This window comes from Burkholderiales bacterium (genome assembly GCA_015075645.1).
In the GTDB taxonomy this organism is placed as follows: domain Bacteria; phylum Pseudomonadota; class Gammaproteobacteria; order Burkholderiales; family Casimicrobiaceae; genus VBCG01.
This window is the reverse complement of sequence record JABTUF010000003.1, coordinates 704,455-713,119: the sequence shown is the minus strand read 5'-3', so window position 1 is coordinate 713,119 and position 8,665 is coordinate 704,455. Positions and strand designations below refer to the sequence as shown.

The 8,665-nt window shown below is 68.7% G+C and carries 10 protein-coding genes and 1 pseudogene; 5 read left to right on the top strand and 6 right to left on the bottom strand.

Annotation, left to right across the window (positions count from 1 at the left end):
• Window positions 1–33 precede the first annotated feature (33 nt).
• From HS109_10325 to HS109_10310, 4 genes and pseudogenes are all read right to left on the bottom strand, one after another.
• Window positions 34–303, bottom strand: a pseudogene (locus HS109_10325) (GMC family oxidoreductase N-terminal domain-containing protein).
• Between the two features lie 127 nt (window positions 304–430).
• Window positions 431–1,429, bottom strand: coding sequence for an ABC transporter substrate-binding protein (locus HS109_10320; protein ID MBE7522765.1), 999 nt, complete (start codon window positions 1,427–1,429; stop codon window positions 431–433).
• Window positions 1,430–1,438: 9 nt separating this feature from the next.
• A complete protein-coding gene (locus HS109_10315; protein MBE7522764.1) occupies window positions 1,439–2,182 on the bottom strand; it encodes an ABC transporter ATP-binding protein in 744 nt (247 codons plus the stop codon).
• Window positions 2,183–2,256: 74 nt separating this feature from the next.
• On the bottom strand, window positions 2,257–3,012 hold the full coding sequence (locus HS109_10310) for an ABC transporter permease (protein MBE7522763.1): 756 nt from the start codon (window positions 3,010–3,012) through the stop codon (window positions 2,257–2,259).
• Between the two features lie 62 nt (window positions 3,013–3,074).
• On the opposite strand from HS109_10310, the gene HS109_10305 reads away from it, so the two are divergent.
• Window positions 3,075–3,824, top strand: coding sequence for a GntR family transcriptional regulator (locus HS109_10305; protein MBE7522762.1), 750 nt, complete (start codon window positions 3,075–3,077; stop codon window positions 3,822–3,824).
• A gap of 81 nt (window positions 3,825–3,905) precedes the next feature.
• Here the strand turns inward: HS109_10305 and HS109_10300 are convergent, their stop codons facing one another.
• Complete coding sequence (locus tag HS109_10300) at window positions 3,906–4,301, bottom strand: type II toxin-antitoxin system VapC family toxin (GenBank protein ID MBE7522761.1); 396 nt, start codon at window positions 4,299–4,301, stop codon at window positions 3,906–3,908.
• Window positions 4,298–4,543, bottom strand: a complete 246-nt coding sequence (locus tag HS109_10295; protein ID MBE7522760.1) for an Arc family DNA-binding protein — start codon at window positions 4,541–4,543, stop codon at window positions 4,298–4,300. Before HS109_10295 ends, HS109_10300 begins: the two co-directional genes overlap by 4 nt.
• 393 nt (window positions 4,544–4,936) lie before the next feature.
• On the opposite strand from HS109_10295, the gene HS109_10290 reads away from it, so the two are divergent.
• The 4 genes from HS109_10290 to HS109_10275 are packed head-to-tail and all read left to right on the top strand — an operon-like array spanning window position 4,937 to window position 8,665.
• Complete coding sequence (locus HS109_10290) at window positions 4,937–5,671, top strand: FadR family transcriptional regulator (GenBank protein MBE7522759.1); 735 nt, start codon at window positions 4,937–4,939, stop codon at window positions 5,669–5,671.
• The gene (locus HS109_10285) at window positions 5,668–6,741 is read left to right on the top strand and encodes a TRAP transporter substrate-binding protein (protein ID MBE7522758.1); all 1,074 of its coding nucleotides are present in this window, start codon (window positions 5,668–5,670) and stop codon (window positions 6,739–6,741) included. The genes HS109_10290 and HS109_10285 overlap by 4 nt, the downstream gene beginning before the upstream one ends.
• Entirely contained in the window at window positions 6,741–7,280 is a 540-nt protein-coding gene (locus HS109_10280) for a TRAP transporter small permease subunit (GenBank protein MBE7522757.1), read from the top strand. Before HS109_10285 ends, HS109_10280 begins: the two co-directional genes overlap by 1 nt.
• On the top strand, window positions 7,277–8,665 hold the full coding sequence (locus tag HS109_10275) for a TRAP transporter large permease subunit (protein ID MBE7522756.1): 1,389 nt from the start codon (window positions 7,277–7,279) through the stop codon (window positions 8,663–8,665). The genes HS109_10280 and HS109_10275 overlap by 4 nt, the downstream gene beginning before the upstream one ends.

Below are 8,665 nucleotides of genomic sequence, written 5' to 3'. Positions count from 1 at the left end.
CTGGCCGCGGATGAAGATCAGGCCGTTGAACTAGCTGGAGCCGCCCAGCACGCGCCCGCGCGGCCAGACGATGGCGCGCCCGGCCGTGCCCTCCGACGGCTCGGTCGGGAACAGCCGGGAGAAACGCTCGTCGTAGATCGTGCGGAAGTAGCCGACCGGCAGCCGGAGCCAGAAATTCCGGTCGCGCCCGCCCGCCTCGAGCAGCAGCACGCGGCACCGCGGATCCGCCGACAGCCGGTTGGCGAGCACGCAGCCCGCCGAACCGGCGCCGACGATGATGTAGTCGTAGAAGTCTGCCGGCATGGATTATGCCCCGGCAGTCCGCGTTGCCTGCCGCATGCGAAAGCCGGAATGACCACCAAGACACCAAGTCACCAAGAAAGGACGGTCCTCCTTGGTGTCTTGGTGCCTTGGTGGCCCATTTTCATGCCTACGCCTTGGTCGCGTCGAGGTAGATCGACGGGTCGAAATACTGCGACGCCGGCACCGGGTTGTGGATGTTGCCGGTGGCGACGAAGAAGTCGGTCACCAGCTGCAGCCACTTGGTCACCGTGCCGTCGGCGTAGAGCTTGCGCCATTCCGCCGCCGGGAACGCCTTCTCCGCCTTGTACTGCTCCTTGAGCTCGGCGAGCGGCACCTGCGGGTAGCGCTTCTTCTGCAGCACGTCCAGCGCCTCGTCGGTCCTGCCGGTCAGGAACTCGTTGCCCTCGGCCCAGGCCTTGACGATGCGCACCAGCACCTCGCGGCTCTTGCCGTGGAAGTCGGCGGTCGTGGCCCACCCGCCGACGATCGCCGCCTGCGGGTAGTACTTCGACGCGTCGACCAGCATCCTCGCGCCGGGCACCTTCTGCTTCACCGTGATGTTGAACGGCACCCACAGCGCGACCGCCGGGACCGCGCCGGAGATGAACGACGTGACCGCCTCGCTCATCCGCTGGTTGACGAGTTCGACGTCGCCCGGACCGATGCCGTTCGCACGAAGCGCCGTGTCGAGGAACACGTGCGCGGTGGTGCCGGTCGTGGTCGAGATCTTCTTGCCCTTGAGGTCGGCGAAGGAGCGGATCCCCATGTCCTCGCGCACCCAGAGTTGCGCGGTGGCGAACTCGACGTTGTTGACGAGGAACATCTTCCCCTGCCCCCGCGCCGGGAAGTTCGAGATCACCGCGCCGGTCGCGAGCATCTCGATGCTGCCGCCGATCATCGCCTGGAAGAGCTCCAGTCCGGTGGTGAACTGGACCGGCTCGAACTCGACGTTGTGCTTCGCGAACGCGCCACGGTCGATGCCGGTCCAGATCTGACCGTCGACCGCGAGCGTGTGCAGGTAACCCAGCTTGATCTTCGCGCGCGATTGCGCGATGGCGGGCGCGCCGAGCGCGAGGGCGCCGGCGGCGGCGCCGGCCTTGATGAATCCACGACGATCGATCTTCATGCTCTCCTCCTAGTCGGACGGTCGGACCGCTTGCCGCGCCTGCGCGGCGTACTCCTTCATCACCAGCTCGCGCAGGTGCGAGCGCAGCTCGCCGAACGCGGCCGTTTCGTGCAGCGATTCGTCGCGCGGATAGCCGAACGGCACCTCGACGATCTCGCGGATGCGGGTCGGCCGCGCGCTCATCACGACGACGCGGTTCGACAGGTAGACGGCCTCCTCGACCGAGTGCGTGATCAACATCACGGTCTTGCCTTCGGCGGCGAGCACCTCGAGCAGCAGGTCCTGCATCGCGTTGCGCGTCTGCGCGTCGAGCGCTCCGAAGGGCTCGTCCATCAGCAGGAACTGCGGGCGGATCGCGTAGGCCCGCGCGAGCGCGAGGCGCTGCCGCATCCCGCCCGACAGCATGCGGGGCCAGGCGTCCGCGAATTCCTCGAGGCCCATCAGCCGCATGTAGCGCGCCACGATCTCGTCGCGTTCGGCGGCCGCGGCCCGGTTCGCGGCGAGCCGCAGCCCGAACGCGATGTTCTCGCGCACCGTGAGCCAGGGGAACACGCCGTATTCCTGGAACATCACGCCGCGGTCGGGTCCCGGGCCGGGAACGGGCGCGCCGTCCAGGAGCACCCGGCCGCTCGTCGGCTGCATGAACCCGGCGACCATGTTGAGCATCGTGGTCTTGCCGCAGCCCGACGGGCCGATCACCGACACGAACTCGCGGTCGTGGATCTGGTAGCTCACGTCGTCGACGACGCGCATCGGCCCGGCCTTCGAGGGAAACTCGACCGAGACGCGGTCGAAGGTGATGCGCGCGGGGGCCGGAGCGGGGACGCTCACGCGATGCGCTCCTGCCAGGCGACCAGACGGCGCGTGATCGCGCGCAGGACGAGGTCCATCGCGAGCGCGATCAGACCGATGCAGATGATCCCGACGTAGATGATGTCGAGCTGGAAGAACGACGAGGCGTTCTGGATCAACGCGCCCAGCCCCTGCTGCGCGGCGATGAGTTCGGAGGCGACCAGCGTCGCCCACGCGACGCCGAGCGCCACGCGCAGGGCGGTCAGCATGTGGGGCACGGTCAGCGGGACGATCACCCGGCGGAAGATCTCGCTGTCGGTCGCGCCGAGCGTGCGCGCCACGCGGACGTAGATCGGGCTGATCTGCGCGATTCCCTCGTACATCACGATCACGCCGGCGAAGAACGACGCGTAGAACAGGATCACGATCTTCGCGGGCTCCCCGATGCCGAAGTAGACGATCACGAGCGGGATCAGCGCGATCGGCGGCAGCGCGCGGAAGAAGTTGAGCAGCGGATCGAGGAAGCGCCGCACGTCCCGGTACCACCCGAGCAGGAAGCCGACCGGAACGGCGAGAGCGATGCCGAGCGCAACGCCGATCGCCACGCGCTGCGTCGACATCAGGATGTCGATCGGCAGGCGCTGGGTGGTCAGCAGTTCCCAGCCCTTCGCCGCGACCTGGTGCGGCGTCGGCAGGAGCGCGGGATTGATGAATCCCGACCACGCGACCGCGTACCACAGCGCCACGACGAGCACCCAGGGTGACGCGGCGAGCAGGACGTTGCGGAGCATCGGGCGGGAAAGGGTCGGGGCGCCGCGACGCCGCCGGCGAAAGGGACTATAGTTGGAACTATATGCGAAAGGGACGCGCCCGCCAAGGCGACCGGTTGTTCGCCGACAGCCCGGTGCCCCGGTACGCCCAGCTCTCGACGCTCCTGCGCGGCCGCATCGAACGGGGCGAGTGGCTGCCCGGGACGCAGCTCCCGACGCTCGACGCGCTGGTCGACGAGTTCGGCGTCGCGCGGGTCACCGCGCGCCAGGCGATCGCGCTCCTGGCGCGGGAGGGATTGGTCCGCGCGGAGCGCGGCCGCGGCACGTTCGTCACCGGCAGCACGGCGAAGCGCGGGCAACTCCGGCTCGGCACCACGCTCGCGGCCCTCGCCGACCTCTACCGCAACGACGAGCCGAAGCTCACGCTGGTCGACGAGGCTTCGGCGATGCCGCGGCTCCTGCCGGGCGAGGGCGCGCCCGCGCCCCGGTACCGTTACCTGCGGCGGGTGCACTCGCGGGACGGCGAGGCGTACTGCGCGATCGCGATCTACCTCGACGAACGCGTGTTCCGGCGCGCGGCCGCGCGCTTCCGGCGGCACACGGTGATTCCGGTGCTGCTCGACCTGCCGGGCCTGCGCATCGCGCGCGCGTGGCAGACGCTCGCCATCGGCGCCGCCGACGTCGACGTCGCCCGCCTGATCGGCGTGCCGGTCAACACCCCGGTCGCCGAGGTCCGGCGGGTCTGCGTCGACGTGTCGGGCACCGTGATCTACCTCGCGGAGATCACCTACCGCGGCGACTACGTGCGCCTCGAGATGGATCTCGAGCCCTGACCGAACGCCCCCCATGCGCGCATCGCGCGCGCCGGGGATGCCCGGTCGCACGCCGTCGACGCGCGGCATGCGCGCGAGGGGTCAGAGCGCGGCCAGCGCCCAGGCGACCTCTGGAAACGCCTTCAGGACCTTCGTGTCCATGGTCACGAGTCTGACGCGCAGGTGCTTCGCGAGCGCGACGAACTCGCAGTCGCAGGCCGAGCATCCGCTTTCGCGCACGAGTTCCAGCACGGCACGGGATTCGACGTCGAACTCCGCCCCGGCAAGCAGGTCCTCGGCCTCACGTTGCAGGCTCACCGCCTGCTCGAAAGAAATCGCCTCGCGCCGCAGGTATTCCGCGAGGATGTTGCGGAACTCGCTTCGCCACGGCACGGGCGCCGCCCAGTCCGGATCCCGTTCGAGCAACGCCTCGGCCCGCGCGCTGTGTTCGCTCGGGAGATAGAGGTACGCCACCACGTTCGCGTCCACGACGATCACCTGCGGCCCTCGCGCTTGCTCGCATCGATCTCCCGTGCCGGGAACTTCCCGGCCGGCGATGCGGCACGAAGTTCTCGCGCTCGGACGATGCGTTCGGCGGGAGTTGTCCTTCGCACCGACAGCGCGGTCTCCAGACAAACGATCGCCTCGCTGTTCATGCTGCGCCGGTGCGCCTCCGCGGAGCGCTTCAACCGCGCGTAGACCTCGTCGGGGACGTTCTTGAGGGTGAGCGTCGTGGGCATGGCGACCGCGGTAGGACCAAAGTGGTTTCGTTATGGTTGCCCCCCGCGACCATCGTCGAGTTGCCGCCCCCTGGCGACGGCGGGGCATTGACGCCGGCGCATCGCCCCCACGAACGGTCCCGACCCGCGTCCATTCACTTGATGTCCCGCACCCGTTCGCGGGCTTCACGACGAACCGTGCAACGCCCGCCCGCGGCATCACACCGGACCGGGCGACCGGCGCGCCGGGTGGCGGCTTGATGCATGTCAAGGATCGCCGTGCTCCGTCCACCTAAATTGGCACTACCAGTTTGGTAGTACCAGATGAATCCTTCTCGCTCGACGCCCTCCCGGCACCCCCCTCCGGCGTTGCCCGGCACTCCCACGGACGGACCGGCCTCCCCAGCCGTTCAGGTGTTGGCGTACATACGCGAACGGCAACTCGAACCGGGGGAACGGCTGCCTTCCGAACGACTGCTCGCCGAGCGCTGCGGCGTGACGCGGGCGATGGTGCGCGAGACGCTGGCCGCGCTCGAGGCGATGCGCGTCGTCGAGCGCCGGCCGCGATCGGGCATCTACCTCTGCGCGGAGTCGAGCGTCGCGAGCGTTGACGCGGTCGTGCTGAAGGCCGACCTCGGCCTGCCCGTCGAAGGACTGGAAGCGGACCAACTGAACGAGTTCCGCACGATCCTCGAATCTCACGCAGCGGTCCTCGCCTGTGCGCGCCGCACGCCGGAGGACATCGCGCGAATGGACGCCTGCATGGCGGACTGCCGCGACCGCTTCCGGCTCGGACAGTCGATTGCCCAGCCCAGCGCCGACTTCCACCTGGCGCTCGTCGCAGCCACGCACAACCAGTTCCTGCTGCGCGCCGCGAATTCGTGCTACCTCGCGACGCGCAACCTGCGAGAGATGGTCTTCGCCGATCCGAAGGTCTGCCGCCGATCGATCCGGGATCACCAGCGAATCCGGGACGCGGTCGCGTCCGGCCGCGCGTCGGACGCGCGCAAGGCGGTCGAAGCCCATCTGCGCACCGCAGGCGGCTACTGGACCGCGTTCGTCGCGTCCCAGGGCGCCCCGACCAACCAACGGAGCACGAACGCGGACCGTCGTCGCGGTCCGCCACGACAACGAGGAGGAATGCGATGAACTACGGCAGGCGCGAGTGGCTGAAATCGGGAACCGCGTTGGGCGCGATGGCCTGCGCGGCTCCGGCGATCGCGCAGGGCAAGCGCGAACTCAAGATGGTGCTCGGGTGGCCACGCCACTCGCCCGGCAACGGAACCGCGATCGAACGCTTCGTCCAGAACGTGTCCAAATCGACCGACGGCCGCATCACGTTCCGCATCTACGGTGCGAACGAACTCGTGCCCGTCCTCGGCATGTTCGACGCCGTCGCGTCGGGCGCCGTCGACTGCGCCAACTCGACGGGTTACTACTGGACCGGAAAGTCGAAGGGCTACAACTTCTTCTCCACGGTGCCGTTCGGCATGCTGCCGATGGAGCATTTCGCGTGGCTCAACTGGGGCGGCGGACAGAAGCTCTGGGACGAATTGAACGCCGGGTACGGACTCAAGTCGCTGCCGTTGAGCCAGACCGGCGCCCAGATGGGCGGCTGGTACAGGAAAGAGGTTCGGGGCCTCGCCGACATGAAGGGTCTGAAGGTTCGCTACCCCGGATTCGGCGGCGAGATCATGAAGGCGCTCGGCGCGACGCCGGTCCTGATGCCGCTGGGCGAAGTCTTTCCGGCGCTCCAGTCGGGCGCGCTCGATGCGGCGGAGCTCGCGACACCCTGGTTCGACATGGGCTACGGACTCTACAAGGTGGCGAAGTACTACTACAGCCCGGGATTCCACGAGCCCGGGCACACGCTGGAGCTCATGTTCAACAAGAAGGTGTGGGAGAGCTTCTCTCCCGCCGACCAGACGCTGATCACGCTCGCCGCGCATGCCGAACTGCTGCACTCGGAATCCGAGGTGCTGGCGAACGATCCCGATGCGCTCGAGCAGTTGACCTCCAAGAACGGCGTCCAGCTCAGGACGTTCCCGGACGACATCCTGCGCGCGATGCAGAAGGCCGCCATCGAGATCATCCCGGCGGCCGTCGCCGACGACCCGATGTCGAAGAAGATCCAGGAATCCTACGCGTCGTTCCAGAAGAAGGTCCTGCACCGCGGCCTGCTCATGCCCGGCGCCGTGTGGCAGATGCGGCGCCTCTGATGGCCGCAGCGCCAGCCCGGGACGGCGTCGGCCCCCGCGGGTTCGCCGAAGCGCTCGAGCGCTTCGGCGAATCGGCGGGCCGGGCGCTGTCGTGGCTCACGCTCGCCTGCGTGCTGGTCTGTTTCGCCGTCGTCGTGCTGCGCTACGTGTTCGACACCGGATTCATCTGGATGCAGGAACTCTACGTCTGGCTGAACGCCATCGTCTTCACGGGCTGCGCCGGCTATGCGCTCAAGCACGACAAGCATGTTCGCGTCGACATCTTCTACGCGCGCCTGTCGAGACGCGGCAAGGCCCGCGTGGACCTGGCGGGCGCCGTGCTGATGGTCGCCCCGTGGGCGGTGCTCAACGCGTGGCTCGCCTGGCCGTGGCTCGCGAGCTCATGGGCGACCGCCGAGCGCTCGGCCATGCCCGACGGCATGCCCGCGCTCTATCTGCTCAAGGCCATGATCATCGTCATGTCCACGTTGCTGCTGGTCCAGGGCCTCGCGCTCGCCATGCGCTCGTGGAATGCGCTTCGCGCCGGGGATGACCGATGATCGGGCTCGGCGAGGCGCTGAGCATCGCCCTGCTCATGGCCATGCTCGCGGCGATGACCCTGGGCTTCGGCGTCGCGTTCACGCTGGCCGCCGTGGCGGCGATCTTCGCAGGCATCGGGTCCCTGCTGGACGTGTTCGACCTCCGTCTTCTCGCCACGATGCCGGCGCGCTACTTCAGCATCATGCAGAACGAAGTGCTGGTCGCCGTTCCGCTGTTCATCTTCATGGGAACGGTCCTCGAGCGCTCGGGCATCGCGGAGGACCTGCTCGAGACCGCCGGGCGCCTGTTCGGTCGCGTTCGCGGCGGCGTGGCGATCTCGGTGGTTGCCGTCGGCGCGGTCTTCGCCGCATCGACCGGCATCGTCGGCGCCGCCGTCGTGACGATGGGCCTCATCAGCCTGCCGCTGATGCTCCGGATCGGATACGACCCGCGCCTCGCCACCGGCACGATCTGCGCGTCGGCGACGCTCGCCCAGATCATTCCGCCGTCGACGGTGCTGATCTTCATGGGCGACATGCTCCAGGTCGCCAACAGCCAGGCGCAACTCGCCCGGGGCAACCTCGCGCCGGACCCGGTCTCCGTGGGCGATCTCTTCTTCGGCGCGCTGCTGCCCGGGCTCATGCTGGCGGCGTTCTACACGCTCTGGATCGTCATCGTCGGAATCTGGAAGCCCGAGCGGGTGCCGCCGATGCCGGAGGCCGCCTCCGGCGACGAAGGACTGCTCCGGCGCGCCGCGCTCGCGCTGGTTCCGGCGCTCGCGCTGGTCGTCGTGGTCCTCGGGTCCATCCTCGGCGGCATCGCCACGCCCACCGAGTCGGCGGCCGTCGGCGCGGTGGGCGCCATGGCCCTCGCCCGCCTGCGATCGCGACTCGACGTGAACACGCTGGCGGAAGTGGCGAGCACCACCGCCAAGCTGTCGTCGATGGCGTTCGTCCTGCTGTTCGGCGCGTCGTTCTTCATCCTGGTGTTCCGTGGGCTGGGTGGCGACGTCTTCGTGGAACGCGCGCTGACGGGACTCCCCGGCGGCATGCACGCGGCGCTCGCGGCCGTGATGGTGCTGGTGTTCGTGCTGGGCTGCTTCCTCGACCCGTTCGAGATCATCTTCATCGTGATCCCGATCGCGGGCCCCGCGCTGATCACGCTGGGGGCCGATCCGCTGTGGCTCGGGGTGCTCGTCGCGCTCAACCTGCAGACGAGCTTCCTCACTCCTCCGTTCGGCTTCTCGCTGTTCTATCTGCGCAGCGTGGCGCCTCCCTCGGTGTCGACCGGCGAGATCTACCGTGGCATCGTGCCGTTCGTCGCCCTGCAGGTTCTTGCGATCGGCGCCGTCTGGTTGTTCCCGGCGCTGTCGACCGCATTGCCCCGGCGTCTCTTCGGCGGGTGA